This window comes from Rhodoblastus acidophilus (assembly GCF_009720655.1).
Lineage (GTDB): Bacteria > Pseudomonadota > Alphaproteobacteria > Rhizobiales > Beijerinckiaceae > Rhodoblastus > Rhodoblastus acidophilus_A.
Genome location: NZ_WNKS01000007.1, coordinates 1 through 15106 on the forward strand (window position 1 = coordinate 1; position 15106 = coordinate 15106).

The 15106-nt window shown below is 63.7% G+C and carries 15 protein-coding genes, 1 tRNA gene and 1 pseudogene; 10 read left to right on the forward strand and 7 right to left on the reverse strand.

What is annotated here, in order from left to right; genetic code table 11:
• A partial coding sequence (locus GJ654_RS09685; protein WP_155445958.1) for a TOBE-like domain-containing protein occupies positions 1-278 on the forward strand: 278 nt, incomplete at its 5' end.
• Between the two features lie 103 nt (positions 279-381).
• Here GJ654_RS09685 and GJ654_RS09690 read toward each other — a convergent pair.
• Positions 382-456 (reverse strand) — tRNA-Thr (locus GJ654_RS09690).
• Positions 457-602: 146 nt separating this feature from the next.
• On the opposite strand from GJ654_RS09690, the gene GJ654_RS20775 reads away from it, so the two are divergent.
• Positions 603-770, forward strand: a complete 168-nt coding sequence (locus tag GJ654_RS20775) for a hypothetical protein (RefSeq protein ID WP_196305494.1) — start codon at positions 603-605, stop codon at positions 768-770.
• A gap of 54 nt (positions 771-824) precedes the next feature.
• Positions 825-2120, forward strand: a complete 1296-nt coding sequence (murA, locus tag GJ654_RS09695) for a UDP-N-acetylglucosamine 1-carboxyvinyltransferase (RefSeq protein WP_155445959.1) — start codon at positions 825-827, stop codon at positions 2118-2120.
• A 6-nt stretch (positions 2121-2126) separates the two neighbouring features.
• Here murA and GJ654_RS09700 read toward each other — a convergent pair whose 3' ends face one another.
• Both GJ654_RS09700 and scpA read right to left on the reverse strand, forming a co-directional pair.
• Positions 2127-2579, reverse strand: coding sequence for a GNAT family N-acetyltransferase (locus GJ654_RS09700; protein ID WP_155445960.1), 453 nt, complete (start codon positions 2577-2579; stop codon positions 2127-2129).
• Positions 2576-4735: a methylmalonyl-CoA mutase gene (scpA, locus tag GJ654_RS09705; RefSeq protein WP_155445961.1), complete on the reverse strand. Its 2160-nt coding sequence runs from the start codon at positions 4733-4735 to the stop codon at positions 2576-2578. The genes GJ654_RS09700 and scpA overlap by 4 nt, the downstream gene beginning before the upstream one ends.
• A gap of 216 nt (positions 4736-4951) precedes the next feature.
• On the opposite strand from scpA, the gene hemE reads away from it, so the two are divergent.
• A complete protein-coding gene (hemE, locus tag GJ654_RS09710) occupies positions 4952-5989 on the forward strand; it encodes a uroporphyrinogen decarboxylase (protein WP_155445962.1) in 1038 nt (345 codons plus the stop codon).
• Positions 5990-6107: 118 nt separating this feature from the next.
• Here hemE and GJ654_RS09715 read toward each other — a convergent pair whose 3' ends face one another.
• Positions 6108-6407 (reverse strand): hypothetical protein, encoded by a 300-nt coding sequence (locus GJ654_RS09715; RefSeq protein WP_155445963.1) that lies wholly within the window; start codon positions 6405-6407, stop codon positions 6108-6110.
• 377 nt (positions 6408-6784) lie between these two features.
• Between GJ654_RS09715 and GJ654_RS09720 the strand changes: the two genes are divergently transcribed.
• From GJ654_RS09720 to GJ654_RS09735, 4 genes are all read left to right on the forward strand, one after another.
• Positions 6785-8170 carry a M20/M25/M40 family metallo-hydrolase gene (locus tag GJ654_RS09720; RefSeq protein ID WP_155445964.1) on the forward strand — a complete coding sequence of 462 codons (1386 nt, stop codon included), beginning with the start codon at positions 6785-6787 and terminating at the stop codon, positions 8168-8170.
• A 468-nt stretch (positions 8171-8638) separates the two neighbouring features.
• A complete protein-coding gene (locus tag GJ654_RS09725) occupies positions 8639-8830 on the forward strand; it encodes a hypothetical protein (protein WP_155445965.1) in 192 nt (63 codons plus the stop codon).
• 62 nt (positions 8831-8892) lie between these two features.
• Positions 8893-10353: a protein adenylyltransferase SelO gene (locus tag GJ654_RS09730; protein ID WP_155445966.1), complete on the forward strand. Its 1461-nt coding sequence runs from the start codon at positions 8893-8895 to the stop codon at positions 10351-10353.
• Between the two features lie 126 nt (positions 10354-10479).
• Positions 10480-10839 carry a hypothetical protein gene (locus tag GJ654_RS09735; RefSeq protein ID WP_196305495.1) on the forward strand — a complete coding sequence of 120 codons (360 nt, stop codon included), beginning with the start codon at positions 10480-10482 and terminating at the stop codon, positions 10837-10839.
• A 486-nt stretch (positions 10840-11325) separates the two neighbouring features.
• On the opposite strand, the gene GJ654_RS09740 is transcribed toward GJ654_RS09735, so the two are convergent.
• A complete protein-coding gene (locus GJ654_RS09740) occupies positions 11326-11847 on the reverse strand; it encodes a CreA family protein (protein WP_155445967.1) in 522 nt (173 codons plus the stop codon).
• Between the two features lie 68 nt (positions 11848-11915).
• On the opposite strand from GJ654_RS09740, the gene GJ654_RS09745 reads away from it, so the two are divergent.
• Positions 11916-12686 (forward strand): DODA-type extradiol aromatic ring-opening family dioxygenase, encoded by a 771-nt coding sequence (locus GJ654_RS09745; RefSeq protein WP_155445968.1) that lies wholly within the window; start codon positions 11916-11918, stop codon positions 12684-12686.
• Between the two features lie 49 nt (positions 12687-12735).
• On the forward strand, positions 12736-13080 hold the full coding sequence (locus GJ654_RS21180) for a hypothetical protein (protein WP_246664693.1): 345 nt from the start codon (positions 12736-12738) through the stop codon (positions 13078-13080).
• A gap of 186 nt (positions 13081-13266) precedes the next feature.
• Here GJ654_RS21180 and GJ654_RS21680 read toward each other — a convergent pair.
• Together GJ654_RS21680 and GJ654_RS09755 are read right to left on the reverse strand one after the other, a co-directional pair.
• Positions 13267-13494: pseudogene (locus tag GJ654_RS21680) on the reverse strand (SH3 domain-containing protein); the annotation flags it as partial.
• Between the two features lie 145 nt (positions 13495-13639).
• Positions 13640-15088, reverse strand: a complete 1449-nt coding sequence (locus tag GJ654_RS09755) for an ATP-binding protein (protein WP_155445970.1) — start codon at positions 15086-15088, stop codon at positions 13640-13642.
• Positions 15089-15106: the final 18 nt, after the last annotated feature.

Here is a 15106-nt window from a genome sequence, read left to right on the forward strand (position 1 = left end):
GACGTGAACACGGCGGAGACGAGGCGCTGGTGCGCCCCCACGACATCGTCATCCATCGCGACCCAGATAAGGCCGGCGCGGGCGCCCAGCCGGGCGTGGTCTCCCATATCGGCTTCGGCGGCCCGGTGGTGAAAGTGGAGTTGCAAACCGAAGGCAAGGATCATGTCGATGTGGAGGTGACCGCGACGACCTTCCGCGACCTCGATCTGAAGCGCGGCGAACGCGTCTTTTTTGCGCTGCGGTCACAGCAGGAATACGCGCACGATTTCGCAATCTGACGCAACCGCTCGCGGTCGCGCCGCGCGAATTTCTTGCGCCGCGCATCATGCCGACCTCGAGCAAAGCCGAGATCGGGGCCTTGAGGAATTTCAATAGGTTTGATGGTGCTGCGAGAGAGGATTGAACTCTCGACCTCTCCATTACCAATGGAGTGCTCTACCACTGAGCTACCGCAGCTGATGTCTCGGTCGCGGTGTGTGCGCCCCGGAGTGCGCGGTTTCTGCCACAGCGAAAGCGTCATGGCAAGCGCCGGTTTCGCCTTTTTCCGCATTTCCTTGAACAAGACTGGACGCGGGCTTATGAAATGCCCAGAAAGTCAGGCCATGTCCGATCCAGACAAACCCAAACAGGCGCCTCCCCTCTCGCCGCAAAAAGTGGCGGAAAAACAGCGGCTCGCCGAAGCTCTTCGCGAGAATCTCAAGCGCCGCAAGGCGCAGGCGCGCGGGCGCCGCTCCGAATCGAGCGGAAATTCTGGCCCCGAGGGCGAATAGCCGCTATAGAGCCCCAAATTTTTGAGGCGCGCAGGGCGCCGTGAGCGAGGACGGATGGATCGCATACGCATTGTCGGTGGCGCGAAACTGAACGGGACCATTCCGATTTCCGGCGCGAAAAACGCGGCCTTGCCGCTGATGATCGCCTCGCTGCTCACCGACCGCACCGTCACGCTGGAAAACCTGCCCCGACTCGCCGACGTCAGCCAGCTCGTCCGCATCCTCTCCAACCACGGCGTCGACTATTCCATAGACGGACGCCGCCAGGGCGAGGGCAGCGAGGCCGGCCAGACCGTGCATATGACCGCGCGCGAGATCGTCGACACCACCGCCCCCTACGAACTGGTCTCGCGCATGCGCGCCTCGTTCTGGGTGATCGCGCCCCTGCTCGCCCGCTGCGGCGAGGCGCGCGTCTCCCTGCCCGGCGGCTGCGCCATCGGCACCCGCCCGGTCGACCTGCTGCTCATGGCGCTGGAAAAACTCGGCGGCAGCATCGAGATTGAAGGCGGCTATGCCGTCGCCAAGGCGCCGAAAGGCTTGCGCGGCGCCGAGATCACGTTTCCAAAGGTCACCGTGGGCGGCACTCATGTGGCGTTGATGGCCGCCGCTCTGGCGCAGGGGACGACCGTGCTGCACAATGCGGCGCGCGAGCCGGAGGTGATCGACCTCGCCGAACTCCTGAACAAGATGGGCGCGAAGATCACCGGCGCCGGCCAATCCACGGTCGAGATCACCGGCGTGGCGCGGCTGAACGGCGCCAAGCATCGCGTCCTGCCAGACCGAATCGAGGCCGGCACTTACGCCATGGCCGTGGCCATGACCGGCGGCGACGTTTTGCTCGAAGGCGCGCAGGCGCATGATTTTCAGGCGGCGCTCGACGTGCTCGCGCTGAGCGGCGCGACCGTCGAATCAACAAATGAGGGCGTGCGCGTCTCGCGCAATGGCGGACCGATCCTGCCGGTGGACGTCGAAACCGCCCCCTTCCCCGCCTTCCCCACCGATCTCCAGGCGCAGTTCATGGCGCTGATGACGCGCGCGAACGGCGTGTCGCGCATCACCGAGACGATTTTCGAAAACCGTTTTATGCACGTCCAAGAACTCGCCCGGTTCGGCGCGCGGATCAAACTCGACGGCGACAGCGCCGTTGTCGAGGGCGTGCCGGTGCTCAAGGGCGCGCCGGTTATGGCGACGGACCTGCGCGCCTCCGCCTCGCTGGTGATCGCGGCGCTGGCCGCCGAAGGCGAAACCATGATCCAGCGCGTCTATCACCTCGATCGCGGGTTTGAGGCGCTCGAACGAAAACTCAGCCTGTGCGGCGCCGAAGTGGAGCGGATTTCAGCGGGCGGGTAAGGGCGGTCAGAGTTCCTTGCGCAACTGAAACCGCGTGTGCCCCCAAGGAAAATCCTCCATGCGGGCATATTCGACATAGCCGCGCCGGGAATAAAAATCCGGGGCCTGGTAGTCGAACGTGGCGAGAATCGCCCATTTGCAGCCGCGCCGCCGCCCTTCCGCCTCCGCCGCATCCAGCACGCGCGCGCCGAGGCCGCGCAGGCGAAACGCATCCTCGACCCAGACAGTGTCCAGCGCCAGCCACGCGCCGACCGTCACACCCTGCGCGCCGCCGCGCACGCGGCCCTCGCGGTCGCGCGCGACGATGCAAACGTGGCTGCGCGGATCACGCACCGGGTCTGGACCGACCTGCGCTTCGTTGTAGGCGGTCAGGCCGGCCATCAAAATGATTTGCGCCGCCTCGTCGTTTTCCGAGGCGACAACAAAATCATCGTCCTGCGCCGCGGCGCTCCCGCTCATTCGGCGGCGGCTTTGGAATAGCCGAGACGGGCGTTGAGTTCGTCGATCAGTTTGCCCGCGGCTTCGGCGACCACGGTCCCCGGCGGGAAAATGGCGCTGGCGCCATCCTTGTAAAGCGCGTCAAAATCCTGCGGCGGGATGACGCCGCCGACGACGATCATGATGTCGCCGCGCCCTTCCTTCTCCAACGCGACTTTCAACGCCGGGACCAGCGTCAGATGGCCCGCCGCCAGTGAGGAAATGCCGACGATGTGCACGTCGTTCTCGACCGCCTGCCGCGCGGCCTCCTCGGGCGTGGCGAACAGCGGCCCGATGTCCACGTCGAAGCCGAGGTCGGCGAAAGCCGAGGCGATCACTTTTTGCCCACGGTCATGCCCGTCCTGGCCGACCTTGGCGACGAGCACGCGCGGGCGGCGGCCATCGTTCTCGATGAAAGCCTCAACCTGGCGCTGCACCTTGACAATCGCGGTGGAATCCACACCCGCCTCCCGCTTGTAGACGCCGGAAATGCTCTTGATCTCGGCGCGATGCCGCCCGAACACTTTCTCCAGGGCGTCGGAAATTTCACCCACCGTGGCCTTGGCGCGCGCCGCTTCGATCGACAGCGCCAACAAGTTGGCGCCGCTTTTCGCGCCTTCGGTCAAAGCGGCGAGTTTGGCTTGCGTTTCCGCCTCGTTGCGCTCGGCGCGCAGGCGCTTCAGTTTTTCCAGCTGCTGGGCGCGCACCGAGGAATTGTCGACCTTGAGCACGTCGATGGGCTTTTCGTCGACCGGACGGTGCTTGTTGACGCCGATCACCGACTGTTTTCCCGAATCGATGCGAGCCTGTGTCTTGGCGGCCGCCTCCTCGATGCGCAGCTTGGGAATGCCGGCCTCGATGGCCTTGGACATGCCGCCGAGCGCCTCGACCTCCTGGATATGCGCCCAGGCCTTTTGCGTCAGTTCGGCGGTGAGCTTTTCGACATAGTAGGAGCCGCCCCAGGGATCGATGATCTTGGTCGTCCCGGACTCCTGCTGCAGGAAGAGCTGGGTGTTGCGGGCGATGCGGGCGGAAAAATCGGTCGGCAGCGCCAGCGCCTCGTCAAGCGCGTTGGTGTGCAGCGACTGGGTGTGGCCCTGCGTGGCCGCCATGGCCTCGATCTGCGTGCGCACCACATTGTTGAACACGTCCTGCGCGGTCAGCGACCAGCCCGAGGTCTGGCTGTGGGTGCGCAGCGGCAGGCTCTTTTCCGACGCCGGATTGAATTGTTTCACCAAATTCGCCCAAAGCAAGCGCGCGGCGCGCAGTTTGGCGACTTCCATAAAAAAGTTCATGCCGATCGCCCAGAAGAACGACAGGCGCGGCGCAAACTGGTCGACCGTGAGGCCGGCGGCGATGCCGGCGCGGATATATTCCACGCCGTCAGCGAGCGTATAGGCCAGCTCCAAGTCTTGCGTCGCCCCGGCTTCCTGCATGTGGTAGCCGGAAATAGAAATGGAGTTGAATTTCGGCATGTTTTGTGAGGTAAAGGCAAAAATGTCCGAAATGATGCGCATCGACGCCTTTGGAGGATAAATATAGGTGTTGCGCACCATGAATTCTTTTAAAATGTCGTTCTGGATCGTGCCCGACAATTTGGCCGCCGGAACGCCCTGCTCTTCCGCCGCGACAATAAAGAGGGCCAAGATGGGCAGAACCGCGCCGTTCATGGTCATGGACACGGACATCTGGTCGAGCGGAATGCCCGAAAACAGCGTGCGCATATCATAGATGGAGTCGATGGCGACGCCCGCCATGCCGACGTCGCCCGACACACGCGGATGATCGGAATCGTAGCCGCGATGGGTCGCGAGATCGAAGGCGACGGAAAGGCCCTTTTGCCCGGCCGCGAGATTGCGGCGATAGAAGGCGTTGGAATCCTCGGCCGTGGAAAAACCGGCGTACTGGCGCACGGTCCAGGGCTGGTTCACATACATGGTCGGATAAGGTCCGCGCAGGAACGGCGCCGTTCCGGGATAAGAGTCTAAGGCCGGCAAGCCCTCGACATCCTCGGGACCATAAACGCTTTTCACCGCAATGCCTTCGGGCGTCAGCCACGGCTCGGCCGAAAAAGCCGGGGCCGGCGCGCTGGCCTTGGGATCGAGGGCGAGTGTGGAGAAATCGGGAATACGGGTCATCCGGGCATCCGTGGTCAGCGTGTTTGCGCCTCTTATACTGCGCGGCGCCCGAGGGCGCCACAATCGAGCTATGCGGCTTTCGCTTAAGGGGATTGACCTGCCGCAAACCTCCGGAGCGCGACATTGCGCCTGTCTTGACCGTTACGGCATTGGTGCGCGATAGAAACCGCGCGCGCGCCCATCATGCGCCCAGATGTTTTCACGCGGCGAGGCCTCATGACCAACACGACCAAGAAATTCCTGAAAGTCTTCGAGGCCCCGATCCCCGAGGCGCCGCCGATGTGGCTGATGCGCCAGGCCGGCCGCTACCTGCCGGAATATCGCGAAATCCGCGCCAAGGCCCCGTCCTTCATGGATTTCTGCTGGAACCCGGACCTGACGGTCGAGGCGACCCTCCAGCCGATCCGCCGCTTCGGTTTTGACGCGGCCATCATTTTCTCCGACATTCTCGTCGTTCCCGACGCCATGGGCCACACGGTCCGTTTCGACGTTGGCGAAGGTCCGCGCATGGCGGCGATCACCACGCCGGAGGAAGTGGACGCGGTCGGCGAATTCAACCTGTCGCATCTGGAGCCGGTGTTCGAAGCCCTGCGCCGCGTGCGAAAAGAACTGCCGGCCGAAACCGCGCTGATCGGTTTCTGCGGCGCTCCCTGGACCATCGCCAGCTACATGATCGCCGGCAAGGGCACGCCGGATCAGGCGCCGGCCCGCCGTTTTGCTTATCGCTATCCGGCCGCCTTCCAGAAATTGATCGACCGGATCGTTGACGCGTCCATCGTTTATCTCAACGAGCAGATCAAGAACGGCGCGGAAGTCGTGCAGATCTTCGACTCCTGGGCAGGCGTGCTGCCGGCCAGGGAATTTGTGGCGTGGTGCGAAAAGCCGGTGGCGCGCATCATTGAGGGCGTCAGGGCGGTGAACCCGCAGGCGAAGATCATCGCCTTCCCCCGCGCCGCTCACAGCTCGCTGGTCGGTTTCGGCGACCGCGTCGGCGCGGACGCCGTGGGCCTCGACACCAGCCTGAACAATGCCTGGGCCAGCGAGGCTTTGTCGAAGAACCAGGTGGTGCAGGGCAATCTTGACCCGCTCGTCCTGATCGCCGGCGGCGACGCTTTGCGTCGCGAGATCGACTTCATCCGCGAGTCCTTCCAGGATTTCCGCCACATCTTCAATCTCGGCCACGGCATCCTGCCGGAAACCCCGATCGAGAACGTGGAGCTGCTGGTGGCGCGGGTGCGCGGCAAGCTGGCGTAAGTTTTTCACGTCGCATCGACATGGGAGGCCACGGTTTTCGCCGTGGCCTTTTTTTGTGCGGCCTCGCGCTCCCGAACTCAAAAGGCGCTAGAACTCCTCCCCGCAGCGAAATTTAATTTCAATCCTCTGATTTAAATCTCCTCGTAGAAACAATCCCCTCCCAAAACTCAGCCACAATATCTTGATACCTCTTGGCCAATTCGCGCGTTAAAAAAATAACGCGCAAGAAGCCCTGCTTTTTAACTCGGCAATTTGATTGACCTGATTTAGAAATGATGCCCCAATAGCCAAGCTCGTCTACAAGACGGCGCACTTGGCCAATGAGGATATTTCTATCTTTATTACCGACGTTATCAAAGTAGGTCAGAACGGCGTAGCCCATAGAGGTCCCTTTCAAGTTGGCTGGAGCGACATTCATTTCAGCTCCGACGAGAGAGCGTCACTGACTGACTGGCCAGTCATATAATTCAAACAGCAGATTGTCAAATTGACCCCATTCCGCCTTCAAGATTTTCGACACACGTTTACAAACGTGTATTTCCTCAGTAATTTCAATCCGTTCGAACAACCAAGCTGTAAATTTCTGCGCGGAAATCGCCAATCAATACAATTTACAGCACCGCCAATAATTCAAAATAAATTCAATCGCTTACGCGAATCCCGCAACAAGTGCTTCCGATTGTTCCGCAATATGGCGCAGCTCGCGCATCCGGAGCTTGAACGCAACCGGATCGAACGCTTGCGGCGGCCCACGCGCCTGATAGTTTCGCGCCAGAGACTCACCCGGAACCCACCATGTCCTCGCTCGACAAAACTCTCGCCGCCCTCGACGCTGACCGCCAGGGCGCGCTCGACCGCCTGTTTGAACTGCTGCGCTTCCGCAGCATTTCGACGGACCCCGCCTTCAAGGGCGAGGTGGCGACGACCGCCGACTGGCTCGCCGCCCATCTGCGCGAACTCGGGTTTGACGCATCGGTGCGGCCGACCGCCGGCCATCCCGTCGTCGTCGCCAAGGCCAAGGCCGCGCGTTCGGACGCGCCGCACGTGCTGTTCTACGGCCATTACGACGTGCAACCGGTCGATCCGCTGGACCTCTGGGACGCCGATCCCTTCGCGCCCACATTGAAAGAGATCGAACCGGGCCACAGCCAGATTCTGGCGCGCGGCGCCTCCGACGACAAGGGACAGTTGATGACTTTTGTCGAGGCCTGCCGCGCCTTTATGGCGAACGGCGGCCTGCCTTGCCATGTCACCCTCCTGTTCGAAGGGGAGGAGGAATCCGGCTCGGCCTCCCTGCCCGCCTTCCTCGCCGAAAACGCCAAGGAGTTGAAGGCCGACCTGATGCTGGTGTGCGACACCAACATGTGGGACCGCGACACGCCGCTGATCACCTGCATGCTGCGCGGTCTGGTCCTCGAAGAAGTGACGATCAAGGCGGCGAGCCGCGACCTGCATTCCGGCATGTATGGCGGCGCGGCGGTCAATCCGATTCATGTGCTGGCGAACCTGATCGCGGGCCTGCGCGACAAGGACGGCCACATCACCTTGCCCAAATTCTACGACGGCGTCCCGGACCTGCCGGCCGAGATCAAGGCGCAATGGGCGGCGCTGAAATTCGACGCCGCCGGTTTTCTGGGCGAGGTCGGCCTCAATATCCCGGCGGGCGAAGCCAAATATTCCCTGCTCGAACAAATCTGGGCGCGGCCGACCTGTGACGTGAACGGAATCTGGGGCGGCTACACGGCGTCCGGCTCCAAAACCGTACTGCCGGCGGAAGCCCACGCCAAATTCTCGTTTCGGCTGGTCGGCAAGCAGAACCCGCAGGAAATCGTCCAGAATTTTCGCGCCTATGTCGAGGCCAACATCCCCGACGACTGCACCGCGGAGTTTGTCAGCCACGGCGCCAGCCCCGCCATCACCCTGCCCTTCACATCCGAGGCGATCCAGCGCGCCAGCCGCGCGCTCCAGGCCGAATGGGGCAAGGCGCCGGTGCTCGCGGCGTCGGGCGGTTCGATCCCGATCGTGGGCATTTTCAAGCGCGAGTTGAAGATTGACTCGCTGATGGTCGGCTTCGGCCTCGACGACGACCGCATCCACTCGCCGAACGAAAAATACGAGCTGTCATCGTTCCAGAAGGGCGCGCGCAGCTGGGCGCGCATTTTGGACGCGCTGGCCGGGTAAGCGCAAAGTGTCAAGTCTGCGATTCGCGCGCCCTTCGTTCACGCCCTGGGCGCGCGATCCCATTTCTGACGGTTAATCAAAGCTTAAGCGCAATAGAACGTTAACCCTCGGCGGCCGGGCGCCAACGCCCTGATTCGGACGCCCTTCGTTCACGTCCTGGACGCACGATCCCGTTTCTGATGGTTAATCAGGGGTTAAGCGCAACAAACCGTTAACCTTCGGCGGCCGGGCGCCAACGCCCTGATTCGGACGCCCTTCGTTCACGCCCTGACCGCGCAATCCCGTTTCTGCCGGATAATCAAAGCTTAAGCGCAACAAACCGTTAACCCTCGGCGACCGGGCGCCAACTCCCTGATTCGGACGCCCTTCGTTCACGTCCTGGCCGCACGATCTCGTTTCTGATGGTTAATCAGGGGTTAAGCGCAACAAATCGTTAACCTGCCCGGCGGTCGCCGACAGAAGTGATTCGTGCCCGTTCCGATCCCGGTCTGGTCGCAATTTCCCGTTTCGGCGCTGCGCGGCGACCGCTCGGGCGACGATTTCTTCATTTTTTCTCATGGGTTTGAGCAGATCGCCGATTCGCGCGGGCTTTGTTCCCGCCCGGTCCCAAAAATCCAGCAATGGGACGATGACCAAGGCGCCTCCGCCAGTTTTCGTTAACACTGGCTCGCCGCTTGCAACGTCGGCGCGCACACCCCAAGTACCCAGCGACAGGAGGCGGCATGGGCGCGGAAATCCCGTTTCGTGAAAGTTTCTACCTCGGCCTGCCGAGCGATTTTTACAAAGCGGCCCAACCTTCGCCGCCTCCCGCGCCACACTGGGTGGTTTTCAATGAAAGGCTCGCCCGCGAACTCGGGCTGCCGCAGGACGCCGACACGCCGGAGCTGCTGAACCTGCTGTCGGGCGGCGCGCCCCCGAACGGGAGCAGCAACGTCGCGCTCGCCTATTCCGGACACCAGTTCGGCGTGTGGAACCCGCTGATGGGCGACGGCCGCGCGGTGATCGTCGGTGAAGTCGCCGCGCCGGACGGCCACGTCTACGACATCCATCTGAAGGGCTCGGGTCCGACCCCGTTCGCCCGGCGCGGCGACGGACGCGCGACGCTCTCGGCCATGCTGCGCGAATATTTGGTTTCGGAAGCCATGGCGGGCCTCAAAATTCCGACCACCCGCTCGCTCGCGGTCGCCGCCACCGGAGCCCCGGTCTTTCGCGACGGCGCGCGCCCCGGCGCGGTTCTGACCCGCGTCGCGCGCAGCCACATCCGTGTCGGCACATTTCAATATGCGGCGGGCCGCGACGCCACCGAAGAGCTAGGGCCGGTCCGCGTCCAGGCTCTGGCCGATGCCGCAATCCGGCGCCACGAGCCCGATCTCGCGCAAGCCGAACAGCCTTATCTTGAATTCTACCGCGCCGTCGTCGCCCGCCAGGCCGGCCTGATCGCGCAATGGATGCTGGTCGGCTTCATCCATGGCGTAATGAACAGCGACAATATGGCGATATCGGGCGAAACCATCGACTTCGGTCCCTGCGCCTTCATGGATTCCTTCAACATGCGTCAGGTCTATTCCTCGATCGACGCCGCCGGGCGCTACGCTTACAAGAACCAGCCCTCCATCGCCCAATGGAACCTCGCGCGCCTCGCCGAAAGTCTGTTGCCGCTGTTCCACAACGACGAAGCGACGGCGCTTCGCCTCGCTCAGGAGGCGCTGGCGACCTTCCCGTCGCTCTACGCGCAAAATCTCGCCGCAGGGCTGACGCGCAAACTCGGCCTGCGCCCCGGCGACCCCGACAACGAGCAGGTTATTGCGCTTCTGTGGAAGACGCTCGGCGAGACCCGGGCCGATTTCACCAACTTTTTCGTGCGTCTCACCGAGATGGCCGAGGGTTTGGACGTCGCGCCAGACGAGACTTGGGCGCCGTTCATGGAGCCGTGGCGCGCAGCCTTGGGAAAGAACGACAAGACCGAAGCGCTGGCGGCGATGCGAGTGTCCAATCCAAGAATCATCCCGCGCAACCACCGTGTCGAGCAAGCGCTGGCGGCGGCGAATGAAGGGAACCTAAAGCCGTTTCATCGCCTTTGCGCGGCGCTCCAAAACCCGTTCGAACGCGCGCCCGGCAATGCCGACTTGCAGGCGCCGCCCAAGCCCGAGGAGGTCGTTCACGAGACTTTTTGCGGCACTTGAGGCGCGATCCACGATTTGATGCGCGACTCGCGCAAGTTGGAACACAAAATTAACTGTTCCTTCACGACCCCGGCTCACATTCGCGCAGATGACGCGGCGACCGCCGCCAATCCGAGAGCCGAGGCGATGAAATTCCGCGAATTTGAACATGACGTTCTTCCGCGCATCCTGATCCCCCTGCTGGGCGGTCTGTTCGTGCTGTGCGCGATTCATTCCGGCGTCCGCGCGGCCCCTGCGCCTGCCTCGGCGCCGAAAAGCTTCATCGTCAGCGCCGCCGACGGCTATGGCGTCAATGAATGCATCAAGACGGGCGATGAATGCGCCAGGATCGTCGCCGACGCCTGGTGCGAGGCGCACGGCCACGGCGCCGCCAAGGCGTTCGGGCGCGCCGACGATGTGACCGGCGCGATTGAAAAAACCGCCGTCCGCGAAGCCCCGGCCAAAGCGATCAGCGAGGACGACGTCTTCATCCTTTGCGGCGAATAGTTCACACCAGATCGATGGGATGGAAACATCCGTTATCGTCGATCTGCGCGCCCCAGATGATTTGCGCCGCTTGGTGTTCGCTGGCGCTGAAATTCATCATCGCGCCCACACCCAAATCCAGCCCATCGATTGACTCGAGCGCTCCGACAACCTTGTCGGGGGCGGGGGAACAGGCTGCGACGCCGGCTTGTCGCCCTGGGCGGCGGCTTGAGCCCCTCGGGGCTCACGAGCGCGGCGGCCGCCAACGCGAATGCGAAAATTTGTCCGCATCGTCGCGCGCGAGCGCGGGCGTGCGTCGCGCATTGACGACGCGACATGCCTCCTCCCTGATTTCTCTGAGTTTTTCTGAGAAACCGCAATAATTAAAAAATCGTCAACCCCTTTCGGTTGAGTCCTTCACGAATCACAACGCGCGAAAGCCCAAAAAAAGCGCGCGAGCCGTGGCTCGCGCGCTGGTGACGGGGGAAACTGAGTGTCCGCTTGAAGCTATTCCGAGATCCAATCAGAGCATTTCGGCGCGGCCTCGCCGGCCCAGGGCTGGATCGGCACGGTCGAGGTCGAGTTCTGTGGCGAACCCTCGATCAGCTTGTCGGTATAGGCCATGTAGACCAGCACGTTGCGCTTGGGATCGCAACCGCGCACGATCTGCATGCGTTTGAACAGCAGCGAACGGCCTTCGCGGAACACCACGTCGCCCTGTTTCGCCTTCTCCTTGAAGGTGATTGGGCCGTACTGCCGGCAGGCCAGCGAGACCTCCGAGCGCTCCTCGGCGACCCCGAACATGCCAGCGACGCCGCCCTTTTCCGGCACGGTGTAGTAGCAGGCGACGCCGCCGACGACGGGATCGTTAATGGCGTAGGTCGCCAGCTTGTCGTTTGGCGTCAGCAGCTTGAACACCGTGGATTTACGGAAGATCAGGTCGGGGCCGCCGTCGTCGGCGCGCGAGGCGGCGGGCAGGCTCGTCAACGCCAAGGCGGCGATCAGCAGTTTTACAAGAACAGGTTTCATTTCTAGCGCTCCAAAAAGCACAGCTTATATGAGACGCAACAGCCGCAATTGGAAGCCCCCTGCGTCACATGACCCCACAGCCAAGCCTTTTCCTCTCCCACGGCGCGCCAAACCTGATCCTTTATCCTAGCGCCACCCGCGACTTTTGGCAGGCGCTGGGAAAAACCCTCGCCCGTCCCGACGCCATACTGATCATGAGCGCGCATTTCGAGACCGAGCGCCCCACGTTCGAAGCCGGCGAGGCGCCGGGTGTGATTCACGATTTTGGCGGTTTTGAACCTGAACTCTACCAGATGACCTATGCGGCGCCCGGCGCGCCGGCCCTTGCGGAGCGCGCCGGGCGCTTGGCGCAAGAGGCCGGCCTCGAACCGGTTTTCACGCGCGGCAGGGGTTTTGACCACGGGACCTGGGCGCCGCTGAAAATGATTTTTCCCGACGCCGACATCCCCGTGGCGACACTCTCGGTGCAGCCCCGCCTCTCCGGCGCGCACCATCTCGCGCTGGGACGCGCCGTGGCGCCGCTGCGCGCGCAAAACGTTCTGATCATCGGTTCGGGCGCGGCGACCCACAATCTGCGCGCCTTTTTCGCCAGCCGCGACACGCCGGACTGGGCCAACGCCTTCAATGACTGGATTTTTGCGCAAGCGACCTCACGCGATCCGGAAGGCCTGGCTGAGTGGGAGAACGCCCCGGAGGCGCGCCGCAACCATCCGACGCCCGAGCACTATCTGCCCATGCCCTTCGCGGCTGGCGCGGGCGGCGGCGGCCGAGGCGAACGCATTCACCAGGCCACGGTCGGTCCCCTGAGCCTCGACGCCTATCGGTTCGACACCGCATAGACGAAACGAGCGGCGTCGAACGCCGCTCGTTGAAGATTTGGAACAGTCAGTGGCGGCCTGCGCCTCCCCCGCCATGGCCACCGCCGCCACCATGGCCGCCACCCATGCCGCCGCCCATGCCGCCTGCGCCATGGAAGCCGCCGCCGCCGTGGAAGCCGCCGCCGCCGCCGCCAAATCCCCCCGGTGCCCCTGCGGCAGGCCTCATGTGAACGCCGCCACCGCCGCCGCCAAGCCCTCCGCCGAAACGTCCGCCACCCGGGCCGACACCGGCTTGCGGGCCGGGGCCGCCTCTCGCGGGACCAGGCCCGCGAACGAAGTCACCGCCAAACCCTGGACCGCGCCCACCGGTGAACCGACCCCCGTGTCCGCCATTCCAGCCGCGTCCGGCATATGAACCGCCGTAATAGCCAAATCCAACGCCCGGCCACCCGGCGTAATCGTCATAGGCGTAGTTGGGACCGTAGCCGTAGCCGTAGCTATCGTTCGCGTAATCGCCAGGATAATAGGTCATCGAGCCGCCCTGCGGCAGCACGGCGACGCCGGCCGCCCCCCCCGCTCCGCCGAATGCGATCAGCGACCGCGAGACATAACCCGTTCCGCTGGCGCCGGCCACGCGGCACCAGGACCCCGTACACCCGCCAACGTCGATACCCGCGCCAGCGAGAATCACCCCGATCACCGGATTTTCGACTCCCGGCCCGCTCCGGACATTAGCGTTGAAGGTGGTCACGGCAGGACGAGCCACAGCGCTCGCGCACGACGCAGCCAGCAACGCTCCGACAAATGCAGTTAAAGTGTTCAATCGCATGGCGTCGTCTCCAAAAAAAGATCAGAGCGCCATTGCGCCGCCTCGCGACACCAAAAGCCAAAAGTAAAAACCTCAGGCACGGCCCTCTACGTCAGCGATAACGCGCCGTTTTGCTTGATGGTTCCGCACGAAAAACCCCATAATGTTAGGCTGCAGTCTCAAGGCCCAGTTCCGGGAAAGCGATGATCCGACGCTGCTCGAAATCGACGCGCGCGACGATCCACTCGTTGCGCTCCAGTTCGCCGAGCATGCGTCGCGCGCGACTCGGCGAGGCGCTGCCAAAAAAACCGGCGATTTCCGCGTCGTCAGGACAGGGCTGGCCCGCGGCGGCGGCGCGGCTGAGATAGAGGAACACGCTTTGCAGGTCGCCCGGCAGCCGCGCGGCGATTTCGACCGCCCGCGCCCAACTCTCCTCGTCGGCAGCTTCAAAGGCCTTTTTCGCGCGAAAGATGGTCAGGCGACGGCGGAAGTCGGCGAGATCGGGGGCGCCAGGCCCCAGACGCCGGATGCGGCAGCGCAACTGAAAATCCCGGTGCAGGGTTTCCGCCGCCTGCTGCGCCGCTTTGGCCTCGCCGACGATCTGGCCGATGATCTCCTCGATCGTGGCCTCGCGCTCCTCATCGGTCAGTTCGGGCGGCGGCGCAGCGACAATGTCGGGCGCCGGGGTCTCGATCTGCGAAAAAATCTCCAGCAAACGCTCGGGCTTGGGCGCAATGCGCACACGTGGCGGCGCAGGGGCCTCGCCAGGCGCGAAAATCAGGTTTTGCAGCGCCTCGGCCTCCATCGCTTCGGGGAGAGGCGCCAGTTTAGGCGCCGCGCCGCGATCCGCCGTCTCCACCTCGCCGATTTTTACCCGCAAAGGCCGTCGGGAGATCGCGGGGCCGAGCCCCACAAAGGCGCCGCGCTCCAGATCGCGGAACATTTCGGCCTGCCGCCGCTCCATTCCCAAAAGGTCGGCGGCGCGGGCCATGTCGATATCCAAAAAAGTGCGGCCCATCAAAAAGTTGGACGCCTCCGCCGCGACATTCTTGGCGAGTTTGGCGAGGCGCTGGGTGGCGATCACCCCGGCGAGGCCGCGCTTGCGTCCCCGGCACATCAAATTGGTCATGGCGGCGAGGCTCAGCCGCCGCGCCTCGTCGGAGCCGTCGGAGGCGGCGGCGGGGGCGAAAAGCTGCGCCTCGTCCACCACCACCAGCGCCGGGAACCAAAGGGCGCGATCGGCGTCGAACAGGGCCCCCAAAAACTGCGCGGCGGCGCGCAATTGGGCGTCTGCCTCCAGCTCTTCGAGGTTGAGCACGACGGAGACGCGGTGTTCGCGCACGCGGGCTGCGATCGCCGGCAGGTCGCGCTCGCATTCGGCGGCGTCGAGGGCCAGATGGCCGTAGCGCTCGGCGAGCGAGACGAAATCGCCCTCGGGATCGATGACGATCTGCTGGACCAGTCCGGCGCTCTGCTCCAGCAGCCGACGCAGCAGATGCGATTTGCCCGAGCCGGAATTGCCCTGCACCAACAGGCGCGTGGCGAGCAATTCCTCCAGGTCGATCAGCGCGGGCGCGCCAAGCGCCGCGGCGCCGATATCAATGCTGCGCCCCATAAACTTCCTCGTTCAGGT

What these genes read in the sequence shown, in the direction of transcription:
- GJ654_RS20775 (WP_196305494.1), top strand. Translation starts at nt 603, where the DNA reads ATGTCCGATCCAGACAAACCCAAACAGGCGCCTCCCCTCTCGCCGCAA.
- murA (WP_155445959.1), top strand. Translation starts at nt 825, where the DNA reads ATGGATCGCATACGCATTGTCGGTGGCGCGAAACTGAACGGGACCATT.
- GJ654_RS09700 (WP_155445960.1), bottom strand. Translation starts at nt 2,579, where the DNA reads ATGAGCGGGAGCGCCGCGGCGCAGGACGATGATTTTGTTGTCGCCTCG.
- scpA (WP_155445961.1), bottom strand. Translation starts at nt 4,735, where the DNA reads ATGACCCGTATTCCCGATTTCTCCACACTCGCCCTCGATCCCAAGGCC.
- hemE (WP_155445962.1), top strand. Translation starts at nt 4,952, where the DNA reads ATGACCAACACGACCAAGAAATTCCTGAAAGTCTTCGAGGCCCCGATC.
- GJ654_RS09715 (WP_155445963.1), bottom strand. Translation starts at nt 6,407, where the DNA reads ATGAATGTCGCTCCAGCCAACTTGAAAGGGACCTCTATGGGCTACGCC.
- GJ654_RS09720 (WP_155445964.1), top strand. Translation starts at nt 6,785, where the DNA reads ATGTCCTCGCTCGACAAAACTCTCGCCGCCCTCGACGCTGACCGCCAG.
- GJ654_RS09730 (WP_155445966.1), top strand. Translation starts at nt 8,893, where the DNA reads ATGGGCGCGGAAATCCCGTTTCGTGAAAGTTTCTACCTCGGCCTGCCG.
- GJ654_RS09735 (WP_196305495.1), top strand. Translation starts at nt 10,480, where the DNA reads ATGAAATTCCGCGAATTTGAACATGACGTTCTTCCGCGCATCCTGATC.
- GJ654_RS09740 (WP_155445967.1), bottom strand. Translation starts at nt 11,847, where the DNA reads ATGAAACCTGTTCTTGTAAAACTGCTGATCGCCGCCTTGGCGTTGACG.
- GJ654_RS09745 (WP_155445968.1), top strand. Translation starts at nt 11,916, where the DNA reads ATGACCCCACAGCCAAGCCTTTTCCTCTCCCACGGCGCGCCAAACCTG.
- GJ654_RS09755 (WP_155445970.1), bottom strand. Translation starts at nt 15,088, where the DNA reads ATGGGGCGCAGCATTGATATCGGCGCCGCGGCGCTTGGCGCGCCCGCG.